The sequence below is a fragment of the Microbacterium sp. C23T genome (assembly GCF_053345975.1).
This window is the reverse complement of sequence record NZ_JBKFBD010000002.1, coordinates 181,003-200,768: the sequence shown is the minus strand read 5'-3', so window position 1 is coordinate 200,768 and position 19,766 is coordinate 181,003. Positions and strand designations below refer to the sequence as shown.

Genomic DNA, 19,766 nt, shown 5'->3' with positions numbered 1-19,766 from the left:
TCGTGCCGGCTCTTGGCTGCGCTTTCCCGGCGGACTCACGGCTTCAGAGCCCGCCTGTCCGCCCCATGGTGTCACAGCGCACCACGACGACCGGGAATATCCCGCGCGTGCCGCGAGTTTCACGCGAACGCACGGTCAGGATGGCGCCGGATCGCATTTGCGAAAAGGGGAATGGTCGTGCAAACTATCGCCGCCCGCAAGGGCGAGCGCAACCGCGAATACCCGGAAGTTGAGATCTTCACGCATGGCCACCGATTACGACGCCCCCCGCAAGACCGAGGACGACAGCGAGTCGATCGAGGCGCTCAAGGAGCGCGTTCCCGACAAGCTCTCGGGCTCGGTCGACGTGGAGGACGCCGACAACCCGTCGGGCTTCGAGCTGCCTGGTGCCGACCTGTCGGACCTCGAGCTCGACGTCGTCGTTCTCCCCGCACAGGAGGACGAGTTCACCTGTTCGAACTGCTTCCTCGTGAAGCACCGCTCGCAGCTCGATCACGAGACCGCAGACGGCCCTATCTGTACTGAGTGCGCCGCGTGATCTGAGCCCGCCGCACTGCGGCGGCCAGCCGGTCCGGCGTCCGCGAGGAGATGACCCACGCGGTCGTCGGATCATCGGCATCCGTCACCGGGAGCACGACGACCCCGTCGATCCCGCCCCGGATGAGATGCCACGACCGCGGGTCGAGACCCGCACCGCGCGCATGGCGCGCGTCCTCCCCGACATGCACCTCGCCGTCGCCGAGGTACTCGACACCGATGTGCGCACGCCCGGCCCTCAGCTCTCCGTCGCGGACCTCGACGACGGGTGCCGCCAGGATCAGCAGCGCGATCAGCAGGACGCCGACGACGGCGCCCACGATCAGGGCGATCGTCGTGTCGATCGGCGTGACGACGAGCGCCGCCATCGGCGCCGCCATTCCCGCAGCGACCAGGATCCACAGCGATGGGCCGAGCCGCTCGCGATAGGCGTCGGCACGGCCGGTTCGGGCACCGGCGTGAGGCATTGAGTTCTGCATTACCCTCGTTGGGTGACTGAAACGGTGGACGTCCCCATTATCGCCCCCGACGTCCCGGTGTACGCGCACCCTGGGGACGCCGGAGCCGACCTCGTCGCAGCCGAGGCGGTGCGCCTCGAGCCCGGTGAGCGTGCCCTCGTCGGCACCGGCGTGCGGATCGCGCTGCCCGAGGGGTATGTCGCCTTCGTGGTCCCGCGCAGCGGCCTGGCGGCCAAGCACGGGATCACCGTCGTCAACGCGCCCGGCACGATCGACGCCGGCTACCGCGGCGAGATCAAGGTGATCCTGCAGAACACCGATCGGGCGCAGGCACACGACATCGCCGTGGGCGACCGCATCGCGCAGATCATCGTGATGCCGGTGCCGCGCGCCGTATTCATCCCCGTGGAAACCCTGCCCGACAGCGTGCGCGGCGAGGGCGGCTTCGGCTCCACGGGCTACCAGAAGGACGGAGTCCTCGCATGACCGACCCCTCATCCGTCGACGGCCCGCGCAAGGTCGCACCCGACGACCGCGCCACGACCGGCCCGTTCGACGAGTCCGAGGCCAACCCGGTCCGCCCCTACATCGATCTCGGCGGGATCAAGATCCTCCCTCGTGAGGGCCTGAACCTGCGCCTCGAAGTCGAGGAGCAGACCAAGCGCATCGTCGCCGTCGGCCTCGACTACGCCGACTCGACCCTCCAGGTGCAGCCGTTCGCGGCACCGCGCTCGGCCGGCCTGTGGGAGGAGACGCGCGAGCAGATCCGCCAGCAGATCCGCCAGCAGGGCGGCCGCGTCGAGGAGCGCGAGGGGCCGCTGGGTCCGGAGCTCCTCGCCGAGGTGCCGGTGATCGCCGGTCCCGACGGCACCGCGGGCAAGCGCCTCGCGCGCTTCGTCGGCGTCGACGGCCCGCGCTGGTTCCTGCGCGGCGTGATCGGCGGTGCAGCGACGGCCGACGTCGAGGCGGCGGCCGCCGTCGAGGACCTGTTCCGGTCGATCGTCGTGGTCCGCGGCGGCTCGCCGATGCCGCCCCGCGACCTCATCCCGCTGAAGATGCCGGCGACGCCGGGCTCGGCGTGAGCGACCCCTCGCGCCCCGACGACGCGTCGGAATCCCGCGCGAGCGGTGCGGCCGGCCCCTCCGAGGGGACACCGGATGCCGCACCCTCCGCGTCCGAGATGCTCGGCGCCGCCCTGGGAGGTGCCGCGCGTCGCGCCGGCCTCGACCCGGCCGAGGGCAAGACCACCGGGCACGTCGTGTGGGCCGCGATGGGCGGCTGGCGCGGCATCCTCGAATCCGTCCTTCCGGGCGTCGTGTTCCTCGTCGCCTGGACGGCCACCTACGACGCCGAGGCGAAGTCGGGGAACCTGCCCCTCAGCCTCGCGCTGTCGGTCGGTCTCGCCGCGGTCTTCACGATCGTGCGCCTGATCCAGCGGCAGTCCGCGAGCGCCGCGATCGGCGGCCTGATCGCCGCGGCCGCGGCGGCGGGCCTGTCGCTGTGGACCGGCAGGGGAGAGGACAGCTTCATCCCGGGCTTCCTCACCAACACGCTGTACGGCACCGCCTTCCTCGTGTCGGCTCTCATCGGGTGGCCGCTCATCGGCCTGGCCGTCGGCTTCCTGATGGGGGAGGGCACCGCCTGGCGCGCCGACAAGCGCAAGCGACGCGTCTTCTTCTGGCTCTCGATCGCGTGGGCAGGCCTCTTCGCGCTCCGCCTGATCGTGCAGCTCCCGCTGTACTTCGCGGGCGACGTCGCCGCGCTCGGCACGATCAAGCTGATCATGGGCCTGCCGCTCTTCGCGCCCTTGGTCGCGGTCACATGGCTCGCCGTGCGCGCGCTCTACCCGCGCGCCCCGAAGTGATACATTTATCTCGACATCAAGATAAATTTCTCCCGAACCGTTAGGTCGACCTCACTAGCCGAGGGCTTCGGAGCGGGGGAAGATGGGGATGCCGGACTCCGGCACGATCCCGCCGCCGACGAAGGAGACAGACGTGTCCACGGTTGACAGCTTCGGTGCGAAGAGCACCCTGACGGTCGGCAGCACCGACTACGAGATCTTCCGCGTCGACACCGTCGCGGGCTACGAGAAGCTCCCGTTCAGCCTCAAGGTGCTGCTCGAGAATCTGCTGCGCACCGAGGACGGCGCCAACGTCACCAAGGAGCAGATCCAGGCGCTCGGCTCGTGGAACCCCGACGCGGAGCCCGACACCGAGATCCAGTTCACGCCCGCACGCGTCGTGATGCAGGACTTCACGGGCGTCCCCTGCATCGTCGACCTCGCCACGATGCGTGAGGCCGTCACGGCGCTCGGCGGCGACCCCAGCAGGATCAACCCGCTCTCGCCCGCCGAGATGGTCATCGACCACTCGGTCATCGCCGACCTCTTCGGCCGCGAGGACGCCCTCGAGCGCAACGTCGAGATCGAGTACGAGCGCAACGGCGAGCGGTACCAGTTCCTGCGGTGGGGCCAGACGGCGTTCGACGACTTCAAGGTCGTCCCACCGGGCACGGGCATCGTGCACCAGGTGAACATCGAGCACCTCGCGAAGGTCATCTACGACCGGCAGGTGAACGGCGTGCTCCGCGCCTACCCCGACACCTGCGTCGGCACCGACTCGCACACCACGATGGTCAACGGCCTCGGCGTGCTCGGCTGGGGCGTCGGAGGCATCGAGGCCGAGGCCGCGATGCTCGGCCAGCCGGTGTCGATGCTCATCCCGCGCGTCGTCGGCTTCAAGCTCACCGGCTCGATCCCGGCCGGCGTCACCGCGACGGACGTCGTGCTCACGATCACCGACATGCTGCGCAAGCACGGCGTCGTCGGCAAGTTCGTCGAGTTCTACGGCGAGGGCGTCGCCTCGGTGCCGCTCGCGAACCGCGCCACCATCGGCAACATGAGCCCCGAGTTCGGCTCGACCGCCGCGATGTTCCCCATCGACGACGTGACCCTCGACTACCTGCGCCTCACCGGCCGGGACGAAGACGCCGTCGCGCTCGTCGAGGCGTACGCCAAGGAGCAGTCGCTCTGGCACGACCCGGCCCGCGAGCTCGTCTTCAGCGAGTACATGGAGCTGGACCTCGGCACGGTCGTGCCGTCGATCGCCGGACCCAAGCGCCCGCAGGACCGCATCCTGCTGTCGGAGGCGAAGTCGCAGTTCGAGAAGGACATCGTGAACTACGCGACGGCCTCGACGAGCGACGACATCGTCGACCTCGAGTCGAAGCACTCGTTCCCGGCATCCGACCCGGGCGCGGTGCCCGGCGAGGAGGCGCCCACGACGCGCCCGGTGCACATCAACAGCGGTGCGCCCGCGACGGCCTCGAAGCCGGTCAAGGTCACCACGCCCGATGGCGAGGCGTACATCCTCGACAACGGCGCGGTGACGCTCGCCGCCATCACGTCGTGCACGAACACGTCCAACCCGTCGGTCATGATCGCCGCGGGCCTGCTCGCCAAGAAGGCGGTCGACAAGGGCCTCAAGCGCAAGCCGTGGGTCAAGACGACGCTCGGCCCGGGCTCGAAGGTCGTCACCGACTACTACGAGAAGTCGGGCCTCGACAAGGCGCTCGAGGGCCTCGACTTCTTCACGGTCGGCTACGGCTGCACGATCTGCATCGGCAACTCGGGCCCGCTCATCGAAGAGGTCTCCGAGGCCATCAATGAGAACGACCTCGCCGTCACCGCCGTGCTGTCGGGCAACCGTAACTTCGAGGGCCGCATCAGCCCCGACGTGAAGATGAACTACCTCGCCTCGCCGCCGCTGGTGGTCGCGTACGCGCTGGCCGGCTCGATGAACTTCGACTTCGAGACCGACCCGCTCGGCAAGGACACCGACGGCAACGACGTCTTCCTCAAGGACATCTGGCCGTCGCCCGAAGAGGTCCAGCAGATCATCGACACGTCGATCTCGCGCGAGCAGTTCATCACGCAGTACGCGACGGTCTTCGAGGGCGACGAGCGCTGGAAGAACCTGCCGACGCCCGAGGGCCCCGTGTTCGAGTGGGACGCCGACTCGACGTACGTCCGCAAGGCCCCGTACTTCGACGGCATGTCGATGGATCTGACCCCCGTCGCCGACATCTCGGGCGCCCGAGTGATGGCGACCCTGGGCGACTCGGTCACGACCGACCACATCTCGCCCGCCGGCAACATCAAGGCCGGCACTCCCGCCGCTCAGTACCTCACCGAGCACGGCGTCGCGCAGAAGGACTTCAACTCCTACGGCTCGCGCCGTGGAAACCACGAGGTCATGATCCGCGGCACCTTCGCCAACATCCGCCTCAAGAACGAGCTGGTCTCCGCCGTCAACGACGGCCAGATCGTCGAGGGCGGGTACACGCGCGACTTCACGCAGGAGGGCGGTCCGCAGTCGTACATCTACGACGCGAGCCAGAACTACCAGGCGCAGGGCACCCCGCTCGTCGTGTTCGGCGGCAAGGAGTACGGCTCCGGCTCGTCGCGCGACTGGGCGGCCAAGGGCACGAGTCTGCTGGGCGTGAAGGCGGTCATCACCGAGAGCTTCGAGCGCATCCACCGCTCGAACCTCATCGGCATGGGCGTCGTGCCGCTGCAGTTCCCCGCCGGCGAGAGCTGGAAGTCGCTGGGCCTGGACGGCACCGAGATCGTCTCGATCTCGGGTCTCGAGCAGCTCAACGAGGGCGTCACGCCGAAGACCGTCAAGGTCACGGCCGAGCCCAGCGAGTTCTCGCCCGAGGGCAAGCAGACGGTCGAGTTCGACGCGGTCGTCCGCATCGACACGCCCGGTGAGGCCGACTACTACCGCAACGGCGGCATCCTGCAGTACGTGCTGCGTTCGCTGGTCTGACAGGTGATTCACGGGGGACCGGATGCCGCGGCATCCGGTCCCCCCTTCACGCCCCGGGTAGACTTGCAGGGCCCTTCCGGGGCCGGAAAGGAGCGGGGATGTCGCTGTTGTCGTCCATCACCGGACCCCGCGACCTCGACGCGCTGAGCCTCGATCAGCTCGAGCAGCTCGCGGACGAGATCCGCGGCTTCCTCGTCGAGAACGTCGCACGCACGGGCGGTCACCTCGGCCCCAACCTCGGGGTCGTCGAGCTGACGATCGCGCTGCACCGCGTGTTCGACTCGCCGAACGATCCCATGATCTTCGACACGGGCCACCAGTCCTACGTGCACAAGCTGCTCACCGGGCGCCAGGACTTCACGAAGCTCCGCGCGCGCGAAGGCCTCGCCGGCTACCCGCAGCGCTCCGAGAGCCCGCACGACGTCGTCGAGTCGTCCCACGCCTCCAGCTCGCTGAGCTGGGCGGACGGCGTCTCCCGCGCGCTGACGCGCACCGGCCGCAAGGACCGGCATGTGGTCGCCGTCGTCGGCGACGGCGCGCTCACCGGCGGCATGACGTGGGAGGCGCTCAACAACATCTCCGACGACAACGACCGCAACCTCGTCATCGTCGTCAACGACAACGGACGCTCCTACGCCCCGACCATCGGCGGCATGGCGCGCTACCTCAACCGCGTCCGCACGGCGGACGCATACCGCAACCTCCACCGCGGCTCCGACACCGTGTTCCGCAAGCTCGGCCCCGCGGCCCGCGCCGTCTACCGGGGCGTGCGCGGCGGCACGCACGGATTCCTGTCGCGGTTCACGAACAACGCCGCGCTCTATTCGAACCTCGACATCAAGTATCTCGGCCCGGTGGACGGGCACGACCTGCCTACCCTCATCGAGACCCTCGAGCTCGCCAAGGAGTACGGCGCCCCCGTCATCGTCCACGCGATCACCGAGAAGGGCCGCGGCTACGCGCCGGCGCTCGAGGACGAGGCCGACCAGTTCCACGCCGTCGGCAAGATCGACCCGATCACGGGCGAGGCGCTCGGCGCCGCGGGCGGCACCGCCTGGACCGATGTGTTCGCCGACGAGCTGGTGCACGTGGGCGACGAGCGCGACGACGTCATCGCGATGACCGCCGCCATGCTGCGGCCGACCGGCCTCCTGCCGTTCGCACAGCGCTTCCCGGACCGCGTCTACGACGTCGGGATCGCCGAGCAGCACGCCGTCGCATCGGCCGCAGGCCTCGCGTTCGGCGGCCTGCACCCGGTCGTCGCCATCTACGCGACGTTCATGAACCGCGCATTCGACCAGGTGCTGATGGATGTCGCGCTCCACCGTGCGGGTGTCACCTTCGTGCTGGACCGCGCCGGCGTCACCGGCCCCGACGGCCCGAGCCACCACGGCATCTGGGACCTCGCGATGCTGCAGATCGTGCCGCACATCCGCATCGCCGTGCCCCGCGACGAGGCGCGACTGCGCGAGGAGCTGCACGAGGCGGTCGCCGTCGAGGACGCCCCCACCGTCATCCGCTTCCCGAAGGGCGGCGTGAGCCCCGAGCTCCCTGCCCTCGAGCGCCTAGAGGACGGTGTGGACGTGCTGGTGCGCTCCGACGCACAGGACGTGCTGCTCGTCGGCATCGGCCCGATGGCGCACATCGCGGTCGACGTCGCCGAGCGTCTGCGCGCGCAGGGCATCGGCGCCACCGTCGTCGACCCGCGCTGGGTGGTCCCGGTGCAGCCGTCGATCGTCGAGCTCGCAGCATCCCATCGCCTCGTCATCACGATCGAGGACGGCATCCGGGTGGGCGGCATCGGCACGCGTGTGCGCCAGGTGCTGCGCGAGGCGGGGGTCGACACCGCGGTCGACGAGCTGGGCGTGCCCGACGAGTTCATCGACCACGCGAGTCGCGAGCAGATCCTCGAGGACGCCGGCCTCACCCCGGCGAAGATCGCCCAGGATGTCGTCGCACAGGTGCTGGGCACCCGCATCCCGGTCGCGCGGGGGGCACAGACCTCCGAGATCCCGACACTGCCGGACCTCGCCCGCAGCCGCGAGGAGCGCGGCTAGCGCGAGGCGTTGTCTGCCGACGCCCCCCCCCCCCGGACCGGACCGGCCGAGGGGGACCGCGCGGGCGTGAAAGCATGGGGGCATGACCTCCGCGAACCTCACCCGTGACGAGACCGCGGCCCGATCGAGCACCATCCGTCTGGACACCGTCGAGGTCGACCTCGACGTGCGTGACGCGCAGGATCCGGCGACGCAGACCTTCCCGACCACCGCCACACTGACCTTCGCGGCCGCCACCGACGCGACGTGGCTGGACTTCCTCGGCGAGTCCGTCGACAGCGTGACGGTCAACGGCGTCGCGCGCGAGGTCCAGTGGGACGGCGCCCGCGTCCGCATCGACGGCCTCGCTGCGCACAATGTCGTGACCGTACGGGGACGCGGCCGGTACAGCACATCGGGCGAAGGGCTTCACCGCTTCCGCGACCCGGTCGACGGCGAGGTCTACCTGTACACGCAGTACGAGCCCGCCGACGCGCGACGTGTGTATCCCGTCTTCGAGCAGCCCGACATGAAGGCGCGGTGGCGGTTCACGGTGAACGCGCCGTCCGGGTGGCAGATCCTCTCGAACGGCGCGGAGACCGCGCGCGAGGACCTCGCCGGCGGTGTGCGCGTCGAATTCGCCGAGACCCTGCCGCTGTCGAGCTACATCACGGCCGTCGCCGCGGGGCCCTATCACCGGGTCGATGGCGAGTGGCGCAGCGACGACCGCACCGTGCCGCTCGGCGTCCTCTGCCGGGCCTCGCTGGCACCCCACCTCGACGCCGACGAGATCCTGGACATCACCCGGCGCGGCCTGGAGTTCTTCGAGCACGCGTTCGCCTACCCCTACCCGTGGGGCAAGTACGACCAGATCTTCGTGCCCGAGTACAACCTCGGCGCCATGGAGAACCCGGGCCTGGTGACTTTCACCGAGGCCTACGTCTTCCGTGGTGCCTCGACGGCGGCGCAGCACGAGGGCCGTGCGAACACGATCCTGCACGAGATGGCGCACATGTGGTTCGGCGACCTGGTGACCATGCGCTGGTGGGACGACCTGTGGCTGAAGGAGTCCTTCGCGGACTTCATGGGCGCCCACGCCGCCGTGGCCGCCGGCGGCTTCCCTGACGCCTGGGTGACCTTCGCCAGCCGCCGCAAGGGCTGGGCGTACGTGCAGGACCAGCTGCCGACCACGCATCCGATCGTCGCCGACATCACCGACCTCGAGGCCGCCAAGCTCAACTTCGACGGCATCACGTACGCCAAGGGCGCGTCGGTACTCAAGCAGCTCGTGGCCTTCGTGGGGGAGGACGCGTTCTTCCGCGGCGCGCAGCGCTACTTCGCCGACCACGCCTTCGGCAACACCACGCTGCCCGACCTGCTGTCCGCGCTCGAGGCGGAATCGGGACGCGACCTGACGACGTGGAGCCGCGCGTGGCTGCAGACCAGCGGCGTGTCGGAGATCGCGATCGAACGCGGCGACGCCGGGGACCTGGTGCTGACGCAGACCGATCCGCGCCCGCACCGGCTGACCTGCGGGCTCTTCACCGTCAGCGATGGACGTCTCGTGCGGCGGGGCACGCTGCAGGTCGAGGCCGTCGACCCTCGTACACCCCTCGAGGGCGCGACGGCCGCGGGGATCGATCTCGTGCTCGCCAACGTCGACGATCGCACCTACGCGAAGGTGAGCCTCGACGCACCGTCGACCGACGCGGTCGCGGCGCATCTGTCGTCGATCGAGGATCCCGTCGCCCGTGCGGTGATCTGGGCGGCCCTCTGGAACTCCACGCGGGACGGGAACCTGCCTGTCACACGATTCGTCGAGATCGCGGGCGATCACGCCACCCGCGAGACGAACATCGCGCTGACGACGGACGCGATCACCCACGCCGCCGTCGCGATCGGGCGCTACGCGGCGTCCGACGCGCGCGCTCCGCTCGCCGAGGCCTGGCTCGACACGTGCTGGGCAGCGCTGTGGGCCGCCGCCCCCGGCTCGGACGCCCAGCTGGCCTGGGCTCGCGCGCTCGGCGGCGCCGCGGCGCGGTCCGCGAACCGCGCAGGAGAGATCCGGCGCATGCTGGCGGGCACCGCGGCAGCACCTGCGGGGCTCGCCCTCGACCCGGATCTGCGCTGGGCGTGGCTCGTCGCGCTGGCGGCCACCGGGCACGCGTCGGCCGAGGACGCGGACGCCGAACTCGCGAGCGATCCGTCGGCACAGGGACACATCGCGCACCGGACCGTGCTGGCCGCGCGGCCGGACGCCGCCGTGCGTCAGGCGGCCTGGTACGCGGCCTGGGACGACGAGAGCCTGACCAACGACCACCTCGCGGCGACCATCGCCGGCGTGCGCGCGGGCGACCGTCGTGACCTCATCGCCGACTTCGACAACGAGTACTTCGCCCGGATCCGCCCGACGTGGGCCGCCCGCAGCATCGAGATCGCACGACGGCTCGTGGTCGGGCTCTTCCCCGCATCGGACTCACTCGACCAGGTCGATGCCTGGCTGACGCAGAATCAGGATGCTGCGGCCGCGCTCCGCCGCCTGGTGATCGAGCAGCGGGACGGCCTCGCGCGGGATCTCCGCGTGCGCGCCGCGCAGCCGGCGGCACACTGAGGATCGGAACCCTCCTGCAACGCAGGCGACCCCGGGCACACGCCCGGGGTCGCCTTGTCCGTGGACGTCAGCTCGCGATGCCCTTGATCACCGGGTGGTGGAAGGTGTCGCCGAAGGCGCGGTCGGACGCGCCCTCGCGGTCGAGGTACGGCGACGCACCGCCGTCGATGAACGGCCAGCCCGCGCCGAGGATGAGGCAGAGGTCGATGTCCTCGACCTCGGGGACCACGCCCTCGTCGAGCATGAGCTTGATCTCCTGCGCGAGGCCGTCCTGCACGCGGCGGAGGATCTCGGCGGCGGGGGCCGGCGACGAGCCCACCACGGGCTTGAGCGTCTTCTCGGCGGCCTTGGTCCAGCCGGTCACGCGGCCGCCCTTGTCCTTCTCGACGACCTCGCCGAGCTCCGCGAGCGCGTGGAAGTTCTCGTTCGCGTAGAAGCGGTCGGGGAAGGCGTGCACCATCGTGTCCTGCACGTGTGCGGCGACCTTCCAGCCGACGAGGTCGATGAGCTGGAACGGCCCCATCGGCAGTCCGAGGGGAGCGAACGCCTTCTCGACGTCGGCGACCGGTGTGCCCTCGTATACGGCGCGCGCGGCCTCGCCCATGACCTTGGCCAGCAGGCGGTTGACCACGAAGCCCGGCGCGTCGGCGGTGAGCACCGCGTTCTTGCCGAGGTTCTTCGCGACGACGAACGCCGTCGAGAGCGCGGCGTCCGAGGTCTGCGGCGTCTTCACGATCTCGATGAGCGGCATGACCGCGACCGGGTTGAAGAAGTGGAAGCCGACGAGACGCTCCGGGTGGGTGAGCTTCGCGCCGATCTCCTCGACCGACAGCGACGAGGTGTTGGTCGCGAGGATCGCGTCCTCGGCGATGATCTGCTCGATCTCGCCGAACACCTGCTGCTTCACGCCGACCTCTTCGAAGACGGCCTCGATGACGAAGTCGCAGTCCGCGTAGAGGCTCTTGTCGGTCGTGCCGGTGACCAGAGCGCGCAGCTTGTTGGCGGAGTCGCCGTCGAGGCGCCCCTTCGCCTCGAGCTTGCCGATCTCGTCGTGGATGTACGCCACGCCCTTGTCGACGCGCGCCTGGTCGAGGTCGGTGATCAGCACCGGCACCTGCAGCTTGCGCACGAACAGCAGCGCGAACTGGCTCGCCATGAGACCGGCGCCGATGATGCCGACCTTGGTGACCTTCTTCGCGAGCTCCTTGTCGGGGGCGCCGACCGGACGCTTGGCGCGCTTCTGCACCAGATCGAAGGCATACATGGATGCCGCGAACTGGTCGCCCGTGACGAGCTCGGCGAGAGCCTCGTCCTCGCGTGCGAAGCCCTCGGCCTTCGAACCGTTCCGCGCCTTGTCGAGGAGGTCCAGCGCCACGTACGGGGACTTCGGCACCGTGCCGATCTTCGACTCGAGCATGCCGCGGGCCATCTTGACGGCGATCGGCCACTTGGTGAGACGCTCGATCTTGCCCGGCTCGTTCTTGCGGTCGATCTTGATCTTCCCGCCGAGGACGCCGTCGGCCCACGCCAGTGAGTCCTCGAGGTAGTTCGCGGCCGGGAAGATCGCGTCGACGATGCCGTAGTCGAACGCCTGCTGGGGCTTCAGCATGCGGTTCTGCTTCAGCGGGTTCGAGATCACGACCTCGAGGGCGTTCTCGATGCCGATGAGGTTCGGCAGCAGATAGGCGCCGCCCCAGCCGGGGATGATGCCGAGGAACACCTCGGGAAGTGCGATCGCGGCGGCCGAGGCATCCACCGTCCGGTAGGTGCTGTTGAGCGCGATCTCGAGACCGCCGCCGAGCGCGAGCCCGTTGACGAAGGCGAACGTGGGCACGCCCAGCTCGGAGAGCTGACCGAACACCTTGTGGCCGAGCTGCGCCACCATGCGGGCGTTGTCCTTCGAGCCGACCTTGCTGATGTCGCTGAGGTCGGCGCCGGCTGCGAGGATGTACTGCTTGCCGGTGATGCCGACCGCCTGGATCTCGCCGGCGGCCGCGCGCGCCTTCAGCGCGTCCAGCGTCTCGCCGAGCTGGAACATCGTGGCCGGGCCGAGCGTGTTCGGGCGCGTGTGGTCGCGTCCGTTGTCGAGGGTGACGAGTGCCAGCACCTTGCCCGAGCGCAGGCGGATGTCGCGCACCCGCGAGTGCGTGATCACCTCGCCCTCCGTCATGGCGAGGATGGGGGAGAAGTCGATGTCGTCGTAGTTCGTCATTCGTGCTTACTTCCGCTTCTTGCCGTCGAAGTACGGGTTCTCCCAGATGACCGAGCCGCCCTGGCCGAGGCCGACGCACATCGCGGTCAGGCCGTAGCGCACGTCGGGGCGCTCGGCGAACTGGGCCGCGAGCTGGATCATCAGGCGCACGCCGGAGGCCGCGAGCGGGTGGCCGAGCGCGATGGCGCCGCCCCACTGGTTGACGCGGGGGTCGTCGTCGGCGATGCCGAAGTGGTCGAGCAGCGAGATCACCTGGATGGCGAACGCCTCGTTCAGCTCGAACAGGCCGATGTCGCCGATGGTCAGGCCGGCCTTCTTGAGGGCCTTCTCGGTCGACGGGATCGGGCCGATGCCCATGATCTCGGGCTGCACGCCGGCGAAGGCGAACGACACGAGCTTCATCTTGGGCTTCAGGCCCAGTTCCTTGACCGCCCCGCCGCCGGCGAGCAGCGACATCGTCGCACCGTCGGTGAGGGGCGACGACGTGCCCGCCGTCACACGGCCGTGCGGGCGGAACGGCGTCTTCAGACCTGCGAGGTCCTCCATCGTGGTCTGCGGGCGGCGGCCCTCGTCCTCGGTGGCGAGACCCCAGGAGCCGTCGGCGTCCTTCGTGGCGACCGACACGAGGTCGGGCTGGATCTTGCCGGCGTCGTAGGCCGCCTGCGCCTTCTGCTGGCTCAGCATGCCGTAGCGGTCCGAGCGCTCCTTGGTGAAGTGCGGGAACCGGTCGAAGATGCGCTCCGCGGTGACGCCCATGTTGAGCGCACCCGGGTCCACCATCTTCTCGGCGACGAAGCGAGGGTTCGGATCGGCGTTGCCGCCGATCGGGTGGTGTCCCATGTGCTCGACGCCGCCGGCGAGGGCGACGTCGTACATCCCGACGCCGATGGAGCCGGCCATCGTGGTGACGCTCGTCATGGCGCCCGCGCACATGCGGTCGATCGCGAAGCCCGGAACGGTCTGCGGGAGCCCGGCGAGGATCGCGACACTGCGGCCGAGGGTCAGCCCCTGGTCGCCGGTCTGGCTGGTCGCGGCGATGGCGACATCGTCGATGCGGTCCCGGGAAACGCCCGGGTTGCGCTCCATGAGCCCGATCGTCGCCTTGACGGCGAGGTCGTCCGCGCGGGTGTTCCAGTACATGCCTTTCTCGCCGGCGCGCCCGAACGGGGTGCGCATGCCATCGACGAAGAAGACGTCCGAAATCTCGGCCACTCTGCCTCCAAAAGTAGGGATGTCGCCAGCCTAGGAGGGCGCGTGGAGCGGTCGGAATCGGGTGGGGGAAACCTACGAAGCCGTTTCCGACGCCTCCGACACGGCTTGCACGGAATCCACAAAGGCATCGGCGATCACCTGTGAGGTCTGCGCAATCTGCCAGGATCGTGCGCCCAACGCGGCCAGGGCTTCGCCGATGGATGCCGCGGTCAGCGGCTGCGGGGGAGTCCAGGCGACACGCCGCAGCAGCTCCGGCGTGAGGAGGTTCTCGGTCGGCATGTGGAGCTCCTCCGCCCGCTGCTCCACGACGGGACGAGCCGCCTTGAGACGGGCATCGGCCTCGGGGTTGCGATCGGCCCACGCCCGCGGCGGCGGCAGCGTGTCGCCGCCGGTGGCGCGCTCCAGCGGGAGCTGCGTGACGGCGCGTCCGGCTTCGATCGCCGCCCACCACCGATCCAGCTGCGACCGGCTCGCACGGCCGGTGAAGTCCTTGACGGCCGCGAGGGCGCTCTTCGACGCGGGATCCGCGAGGACGGCCGCGACCAGGGCGCGGTCGGGGACGAGGCGGCCGGGCGCGACATCCTCCTCCCTCGCGTACTCCTCGCGGGCGGTCCAAAGCTCGCGGGCCACCGCCAGGGCCTTGCGGCCTCGCACCGTGTGCAGGCCCGAGAGGCGGCGCCACGGCTCCTCCCGCGGCGGCTTGGGCTCGCGCTCGAGCACGGCGCGGAACTCCTCCGCGGCGAACTCGGTCTTGCCCTGCTCCACGAGCTCTGCGACCAGCTTGTCGCGCACGTCGACGAGGTGCTCGACGTCGAGCGCCGCGTACTCGAGCCACGACTGGGGGAGCGGTCGCGTCGACCAGTCCGATGCGGAGTGGGCCTTCGCGAGCGTGATGCCCAGCGTGTCCTCGACGACGGCGCCGAGGCCCACCCGCTCATGACCGAGGAGGCGGGCGGCGAGCTCGGTGTCGAAGATGGACGCCGGTTCGAGCCCGATCTCCCGCAGTGACGGCAGGTCCTGGCTCGCGGCGTGCAGCACCCACTCCTCGGCGCCGATGGCGTCCTCGAGCGCGCGGAAGTCGCCGATCGGCGGGGGATCGAACAGGAACACGCCCGCACCGCGCCGGTAGACCTGCACCAGGTACGCCCGCTGCGAGTAGCGGAACCCCGAGGCGCGCTCGACGTCGACGGCGACGGGACCCTCCCCGTCGGCCAGGCGCCGCGCGACCTCTCCGACGCGCGCGACCTCGTCGATCACGTCGTAATCAGCCACGTGGCGACCTGTGCGAACCGAGCATCGCGATCCCTTCCGAGCCGGGCGGGAGCCCGGCCAGCATGCATACCAACTCCGCCCATGCTTCCACGTGCGGAGCGATCGCGCCTTCCGGGGACCAGGATGCGCGCAGTTCTATCTGCGCGCCGTCGCCCTCCGCGGCCAGTGCGCCGAACCCCTTGGAGAGGGTCTTCGTCGCTGTGCCGGAGGCTGAATGGAAAGCGGCGCGTCGTGATTCGAGCGCGTCGGTGAGCCAGGTCCACGCGACGTCTGCGAGCAGCGGGTCGACGCCGATCTCGGGCTCGAGCGGAGCCTGGGCGAAGCACACGATGCGCCACGGCCCGTTCCACGGCGCCGGCTCCTCCGGGTCGTGCAGGAGGACCAGCCGGCCCGTGCCGTACGGCGAGTCCGTGGCGTCGGGTTCGGGGCGGACGTCGCCCGCGATGGCGAACGCGTTCGGAGCGAGACCCTGCGGCGCGGCGATCTCACGGACGGTGAGGTCGTCGCGGAACGAGATCGCCCGCACCGCCTCGGCGGCCTGCTCGAAAGAGCCCGGTGCCGCCGGGGGACGCTGCTCACTCACGCGGACAGACTAGAGTGATGCCTCGATGGTCGCCTCCAGGCGCGCCGCATGGGACGGCGCACGCAGTTACCCGGGAGGGCCGAAGGCTCTCACTCCTCGCCGCAGGCGCAGGACGCCCGCCCTCGTCGCCGGTGTGAAGGCCGCGCTCACGGTGCTGAGCGTGGCGCTGGCCGCCGTGCTCGGAGCGCTCGCGGCGGGCTCCGTCGTGATGGCGCGAAAGGTCGTGACACCCGCGCGCCGGCAGGCCGACACCCGCATCCTGGCGCTCGACACGGCCGCGCAGACGATCACGTTGTCGCGCACGGCCGACACCGAGCTGCCCGGACGCTACGGCCTCTTCACGAGCGGCACGTCCGACTACATCAAGCTCGGTTCGGTGCTCTCGGAGGACGCCTCCAGCGTCAAGCGCAAGCTGCTCACGCATGTCGCCGCCGACGCGAGCCTCGCTCCCGAGGCTGCGTTCAGCGGCTGGTACTACGACCACCCCGAGCAGCTGCACCTGCCCTTCACCCCCGAGCTCATCGGCTCGACGGTCGGGCCGTGCCCGGCGTGGCTGTTCCCGGCGGGCGAGGGCGACACCTGGGTCATCCAGGTGCACGGGCGCGGCACCACGCGCGCCGAGTGCCTGCGGGCGGTGCCGGTGTTCCACGGCCTCGGCATCACCTCGCTCGTCGTGTCGTACCGCAACGACGGCGAGGCGCCCCGCAGCCGCAACGGCACGTATGCGCTGGGTGCCACGGAGTGGCGCGACGTCGACGCGGCGGTCGGATTCGCACGGCGCCGCGGTGCACGCCGGATCATCGTCATGGGCTGGTCGATGGGCGGCGCGATCGCGCTGCAGCTCGCCCTCAACTCGGCGCACGGCGACGCCATCGCGGGCCTCATCCTCGAGTCGCCGGTCGTCGACTGGCGGATCGTGCTCGACTACCAGGCCAAAGCGGAGCGGGTCCCGGGCGCGGTCAGCCGACTCGCGATCGAGGCGCTTCAGGCCGAGTGGGCGTCGCCGCTGACCCGCACCGGCGCGGCCATCCGCCTCGATCAGCTCGACGTCGTCGCGCGGGCCGCCGAGCTCCGGCATCCGATCCTCATCCTCCACAGCGACGACGACGGATTCGTGCCGTCGGATGCGTCGCACGCGCTCGTCGCCGCCCGTCCGGATCTGGTCGAGATGCAGGTGTTCGAGGTGGCGCGGCACACGAAGCTCTGGAACTACGACCAGGAGCGCTGGAGCGCCAGCATCGGCACGTGGCTCGCCGCCCACGGGATCGTCGCGGACTGACGAGCCCGGTTCGGCGTCAGACCGCGGTCTTGGCGCGCACCTGACGCTGGGCGCGAAGCAGCATCCCCGTCATGCCGGAGATGCGCAGCGGCGACACGACCCGGGTCAGACCCAGCGTCTGCGGGAAGTCGCCGGGCACCGCGAGCACCTCGGCAGCCGTGAGGCCGGTGAGACCCTGCGCCAGGATGCTCGCGAAGCCGCGAGTCGTCGGCGCCTCCGGCGGAGCCGTCGCGTGCATCGCGACAGTCCCGTCGGCGTCGACGTCGATGACGATGAAGACCGGGGACTGGCACTCGACCACCCGCTCGTACAGCTCGGGGTGACCCTCGTACTCCGCGGGCACCGGAGGCAGCTCGTAGGAGTACTCGAGCAGCAGCTGCAGCCGATCGGGCTCGGGCAGCTCGAGGAACTCGTCGCGGATCTCGGCGAGACGGTCGGGCAGTGCGGTGTCGGTCATCCCCGCCATTTTCTCATGCGTGGATGCTGCGGCTCAGCGAGCGGGCGCTTCGCCCGGCTCCGCACCCGCCACGATCGGCACGCGCACGGCGCTGCCCCACTCGGTCCACGAGCCGTCGTAGTTGCGGACGTCCTCGAAGCCGAGGAGGTGCTTCAGCACGAACCACGTGTGGCTCGACCGCTCGCCGATGCGGCAGTAGGCGACGATCGCGTCGCCGTCCGCGAGCCCGACCTCGCCGCGGTAGATGGCGTCCAGCTCGGCGCGGGGCTTGAAGCCGCCGTCCTCGGCGACCGCGCGTGCCCACGGCACGCTCTGCGCCGACGGGATGTGCCCGCCGCGCAGGGCACCCTCCTCGGGGTACGCCGGTGCCGACGTGCGGGAGCCGTCGTACTCCTCGGGGGAGCGCACGTCGATGAGCGGTCCGTTGCCGAGGTGCGCGAGCACGTCGTCCTTGTAGGCCCGCAGCACGGAGTCGTCGCGCTCGACGACCGGGTAGTCGGTCGGCGCGGGGGTCGAGGCATCCGTCGTGATCGGCCGCCCCTCGGCGATCCACTTGTCGCGTCCGCCGTCCAGGAGGCGCACATCCTCGTGCCCGAACAGGGAGAACACCCACAGCGCGTAGGCGGCCCACCAGTTGTTCTTGTCGCCGTAGATGACGACGGTGTCGTCGCGCGAGATGCCCTTGCGACTGAGGAGCTCGGCGAAGCCCTCGCCGTCGACGTAGTCGCGCACGACGGGGTCGTTGAGCTCGGTGTGCCAGTCCACCTTGACGGCGCCGGGGATGTGCCCGGTCTCGTACAGCAGCACGTCCTCATCGGATTCGACCACGACGAGGCCCGGCTCGCCGAGGCGCGCCTGGAGCCAGTCGCCCGTCACGAGCCGCCCCGGCTCGGAGTACTCGGCGAACTTCTCGGACGAGGCGTCGGTCTCGACGGTCATGGGAACTCCTGGATCGGGTGCGAGGACTCCGGCTGCTGTCATCCCGCGTCAAGCGAGGACGGGCGCGCACGGCTGACGGTTAGGGTTGAACCGTCGCCTCCGACCCTAGATTCCCGGGCGGGGCGACACACCACTTCTGTAAGACTCCGTCACAGGCCCTCTGTACGATTCCGAAGCAGGATCCGCATGACCGTCTCCACCACCCGCACCGGCGTCGTCCACCTCGCGGAGCGCACTCCGCAGCTCGCCGGCGCCGAGATGGTCGCCGCACTCGTTCCGCCGCCCCAGTTCGCCGACGCGACGTTCGACACCTACCGCGCCGACCCCGCCTATCCCTCGCAGCAGGGCGCGAAGGATCTGCTCCAGGCCTTCTCGGGCGCCGCCGCGCCGGTCAAGGGCGGCCTGTTCCGGCGCGCGAAGCGCCCGGAGCTCAAGCCCGGCGTCTACCTCGACGGCGGCTTCGGCGTCGGCAAAACCCACCTGCTCGCGTCCGTGTATCACGCGATGCCCGCCCGCAGGAAGTACTTCGGATCCTTCATCGAGTACACCGCACTCGTCGGCGCGCTCGGCTACCAGAACACCGTCGAGCTCTTCCGGGGCGCCGACCTGCTCTGCATCGACGAGTTCGAGCTGGACGACCCGGGCGACACGATGGTCATGACACGTCTGCTCGCCGAGCTCGTGGGCTCGGGGACGCGGCTGGCCGCGACATCCAACACCCCTCCCAATGCACTCGGCGAGGGGCGGTTCGCCGCGCAGGACTTCCTCCGCGAGATCCACGCGATGGCCTCGAGCTTCCAGACGATCCGCATCGACGGCACCGACTTCCGCCACCGCGCGGTCGACGGGCACGCCGTCGTGCTCGAGAAGCCGCAGTACGAGGCGGCGATCGCGGATGCCGCGGCGACCGGCCTCGCGTCGGACGACACGTTCGACGCGCTCGTCGCCCACCTCGCGCACGTGCACCCGTCCCGGTACATCCGCCTCATCGAGGATCTGGCGCTGGTGGGACTGCGCGATGTGGCGCCGTTCACGGATCAGTCGGCGGCCCTGCGGTTCGTCGCCTTCATCGACCGCGTCTACGACGCCCAGCTGCCCATCCGCGCGACGGGCTCGTCGCTCGACCTCGTCTTCCCCGAGGAGATGCTGGCCGGCGGCTACCGCAAGAAGTACCTGCGCGCCGTCTCGCGGCTGGTGGCATCGACCCTCGCGTGATGCACCCGGTCGACCGGCGCCTCTTCGCGGCGGGCTCTCGCCCCGCCGAAATCTGATGTTTACATCACAGGGGTCGACGTAACCATCGCGAAACACGGTACGCACGGCGGGTGAAACCGGCCC

The 19,766-nt window shown here is 70.2% G+C and carries 16 protein-coding genes; 9 read left to right on the top strand and 7 right to left on the bottom strand.

All coding sequences use genetic code 11. The features are described 5' to 3' along the window. Positions 1–244: 244 nt before the first annotated feature. On the top strand, positions 245–538 hold the full coding sequence (locus ACLBXX_RS02040; protein WP_045302586.1) for a DUF4193 domain-containing protein: 294 nt from the start codon (positions 245–247) through the stop codon (positions 536–538). Here ACLBXX_RS02040 and ACLBXX_RS02035 read toward each other — a convergent pair. After that, positions 513–1,004 (bottom strand): DUF3093 domain-containing protein, encoded by a 492-nt coding sequence (locus ACLBXX_RS02035; RefSeq protein WP_447656587.1) that lies wholly within the window; start codon positions 1,002–1,004, stop codon positions 513–515. The two genes, ACLBXX_RS02040 and ACLBXX_RS02035, sit on opposite strands and share 26 nt — an antisense overlap. 24 nt (positions 1,005–1,028) lie before the next feature. Here ACLBXX_RS02035 and dut point away from each other — a divergent pair, with 24 nt between their 5' ends. The 6 genes from dut to pepN all read left to right on the top strand — a co-directional run bounded on the left by dut (position 1,029) and on the right by pepN (position 10,474). Next, on the top strand, positions 1,029–1,481 hold the full coding sequence (dut, locus tag ACLBXX_RS02030) for a dUTP diphosphatase (protein ID WP_447656586.1): 453 nt from the start codon (positions 1,029–1,031) through the stop codon (positions 1,479–1,481). Further along, entirely contained in the window at positions 1,478–2,077 is a 600-nt protein-coding gene (locus ACLBXX_RS02025) for a DUF3710 domain-containing protein (RefSeq protein ID WP_387137549.1), read from the top strand. Before dut ends, ACLBXX_RS02025 begins: the two co-directional genes overlap by 4 nt. Beyond that, on the top strand, positions 2,074–2,859 hold the full coding sequence (locus ACLBXX_RS02020; RefSeq protein WP_447656585.1) for a DUF3159 domain-containing protein: 786 nt from the start codon (positions 2,074–2,076) through the stop codon (positions 2,857–2,859). The genes ACLBXX_RS02025 and ACLBXX_RS02020 overlap by 4 nt, the downstream gene beginning before the upstream one ends. Before the next feature lie 133 nt (positions 2,860–2,992). After that, a complete protein-coding gene (gene acnA, locus ACLBXX_RS02015) occupies positions 2,993–5,827 on the top strand; it encodes an aconitate hydratase AcnA (RefSeq protein ID WP_447656584.1) in 2,835 nt (944 codons plus the stop codon). A gap of 98 nt (positions 5,828–5,925) precedes the next feature. Then, positions 5,926–7,884, top strand: coding sequence for a 1-deoxy-D-xylulose-5-phosphate synthase (gene dxs / locus ACLBXX_RS02010; RefSeq protein WP_447656583.1), 1,959 nt, complete (start codon positions 5,926–5,928; stop codon positions 7,882–7,884). 82 nt (positions 7,885–7,966) lie between these two features. Then, positions 7,967–10,474: an aminopeptidase N gene (gene pepN / locus ACLBXX_RS02005; protein ID WP_447656582.1), complete on the top strand. Its 2,508-nt coding sequence runs from the start codon at positions 7,967–7,969 to the stop codon at positions 10,472–10,474. A 67-nt stretch (positions 10,475–10,541) separates the two neighbouring features. Here pepN and ACLBXX_RS02000 read toward each other — a convergent pair whose 3' ends face one another. The 4 genes from ACLBXX_RS02000 to ACLBXX_RS01985 form a co-directional block, all read right to left on the bottom strand. Beyond that, positions 10,542–12,686 (bottom strand): 3-hydroxyacyl-CoA dehydrogenase NAD-binding domain-containing protein, encoded by a 2,145-nt coding sequence (locus tag ACLBXX_RS02000; RefSeq protein ID WP_447656581.1) that lies wholly within the window; start codon positions 12,684–12,686, stop codon positions 10,542–10,544. A gap of 6 nt (positions 12,687–12,692) precedes the next feature. Then, complete coding sequence (locus ACLBXX_RS01995; protein WP_447656580.1) at positions 12,693–13,898, bottom strand: thiolase family protein; 1,206 nt, start codon at positions 13,896–13,898, stop codon at positions 12,693–12,695. 72 nt (positions 13,899–13,970) lie between these two features. Beyond that, positions 13,971–15,170 carry a ribonuclease D gene (locus ACLBXX_RS01990; RefSeq protein ID WP_447656579.1) on the bottom strand — a complete coding sequence of 400 codons (1,200 nt, stop codon included), beginning with the start codon at positions 15,168–15,170 and terminating at the stop codon, positions 13,971–13,973. Next, complete coding sequence (locus tag ACLBXX_RS01985; RefSeq protein WP_387137572.1) at positions 15,163–15,753, bottom strand: DUF3000 domain-containing protein; 591 nt, start codon at positions 15,751–15,753, stop codon at positions 15,163–15,165. The genes ACLBXX_RS01990 and ACLBXX_RS01985 overlap by 8 nt, the downstream gene beginning before the upstream one ends. 25 nt (positions 15,754–15,778) lie before the next feature. Here ACLBXX_RS01985 and ACLBXX_RS01980 point away from each other — a divergent pair, with 25 nt between their 5' ends. Further along, on the top strand, positions 15,779–17,032 hold the full coding sequence (locus ACLBXX_RS01980) for an alpha/beta hydrolase family protein (protein ID WP_447656578.1): 1,254 nt from the start codon (positions 15,779–15,781) through the stop codon (positions 17,030–17,032). A gap of 16 nt (positions 17,033–17,048) precedes the next feature. On the opposite strand, the gene ACLBXX_RS01975 is transcribed toward ACLBXX_RS01980, so the two are convergent. Then, positions 17,049–17,489 carry a SufE family protein gene (locus ACLBXX_RS01975; RefSeq protein ID WP_387137578.1) on the bottom strand — a complete coding sequence of 147 codons (441 nt, stop codon included), beginning with the start codon at positions 17,487–17,489 and terminating at the stop codon, positions 17,049–17,051. Between the two features lie 33 nt (positions 17,490–17,522). Further along, a complete protein-coding gene (locus ACLBXX_RS01970) occupies positions 17,523–18,428 on the bottom strand; it encodes a sulfurtransferase (RefSeq protein WP_447656577.1) in 906 nt (301 codons plus the stop codon). A 186-nt stretch (positions 18,429–18,614) separates the two neighbouring features. On the opposite strand from ACLBXX_RS01970, the gene zapE reads away from it, so the two are divergent. Further along, positions 18,615–19,643: a cell division protein ZapE gene (zapE, locus tag ACLBXX_RS01965; protein ID WP_447656576.1), complete on the top strand. Its 1,029-nt coding sequence runs from the start codon at positions 18,615–18,617 to the stop codon at positions 19,641–19,643. Positions 19,644–19,766 lie beyond the last annotated feature (123 nt).

Excerpts from the sequence above, each read along its gene's own strand:
- ACLBXX_RS01975 (WP_387137578.1), bottom strand. The coding sequence starts at position 17,489 with ATGACCGACACCGCACTGCCCGACCGTCTCGCCGAGATCCGCGACGAG.
- ACLBXX_RS01970 (WP_447656577.1), bottom strand. The coding sequence starts at position 18,428 with ATGACCGTCGAGACCGACGCCTCGTCCGAGAAGTTCGCCGAGTACTCC.
- dxs (WP_447656583.1), top strand. The coding sequence starts at position 5,926 with ATGTCGCTGTTGTCGTCCATCACCGGACCCCGCGACCTCGACGCGCTG.
- zapE (WP_447656576.1), top strand. The coding sequence starts at position 18,615 with ATGACCGTCTCCACCACCCGCACCGGCGTCGTCCACCTCGCGGAGCGC.
- pepN (WP_447656582.1), top strand. The coding sequence starts at position 7,967 with ATGACCTCCGCGAACCTCACCCGTGACGAGACCGCGGCCCGATCGAGC.
- ACLBXX_RS02025 (WP_387137549.1), top strand. The coding sequence starts at position 1,478 with ATGACCGACCCCTCATCCGTCGACGGCCCGCGCAAGGTCGCACCCGAC.
- ACLBXX_RS01980 (WP_447656578.1), top strand. The coding sequence starts at position 15,779 with ATGGTCGCCTCCAGGCGCGCCGCATGGGACGGCGCACGCAGTTACCCG.
- ACLBXX_RS02040 (WP_045302586.1), top strand. The coding sequence starts at position 245 with ATGGCCACCGATTACGACGCCCCCCGCAAGACCGAGGACGACAGCGAG.
- ACLBXX_RS02035 (WP_447656587.1), bottom strand. The coding sequence starts at position 1,004 with ATGCCTCACGCCGGTGCCCGAACCGGCCGTGCCGACGCCTATCGCGAG.
- ACLBXX_RS02000 (WP_447656581.1), bottom strand. The coding sequence starts at position 12,686 with ATGACGAACTACGACGACATCGACTTCTCCCCCATCCTCGCCATGACG.